The sequence below is a fragment of the Bradyrhizobium sp. NBAIM08 genome (assembly GCF_020193935.1).
Taxonomy (GTDB): Bacteria; Pseudomonadota; Alphaproteobacteria; order Rhizobiales; family Xanthobacteraceae; genus Bradyrhizobium; species Bradyrhizobium yuanmingense.
Window position 1 is genome coordinate 1 of the sequence record NZ_JADYVR010000676.1, and the last position, 422, is coordinate 422.

Here is a 422-nt window from a genome sequence, read left to right on the forward strand (position 1 = left end):
GCCCGAGGCGGTCGACGCGGCGCTCGTCATCTCCCAGCCCGGGGTGCGGGACCCCCGGCCGCCCTTCGTGGTCGCCTCCGGGCTCGGCCCCGACAGCGCCTCCCCGCAGCTCCTGCGCACCGCCCGTGCCGGAGCGGCGGGACGCTACGGCGAGCGCGACGATGAGCCCGGGCTGTGGAGCGGCCTCTCGCGGCTCGCGGTCCCGATGGGACTGGGCGAGCAGGCCGTCCTGCGCGATGAGGGGCTCGAGGCGCTGGCGATCAGCGGCGCCGGCGAGCGCCAGGTCCCGGCCGAGGAGGACGCGCGCGTCTCGGCGGAGACGATGGCCGCCTCGGGCACGGCGATGCTGGACCTGATCCTGACCCTCGACGAGGCCGAGCGGCCGCCCGCCGAGGGCCCTGGCGAGTACGTGCGCCTCGGCG

The 422-nt window shown here is 78.2% G+C and carries 1 protein-coding gene; it reads left to right on the forward strand.

What is annotated here, in order from left to right; translation table 11 throughout:
* Window positions 1-422, forward strand: a 422-nt coding sequence (locus I6F37_RS41515; protein WP_225154599.1) for a hypothetical protein, incomplete at both ends; no start/stop codon positions are given.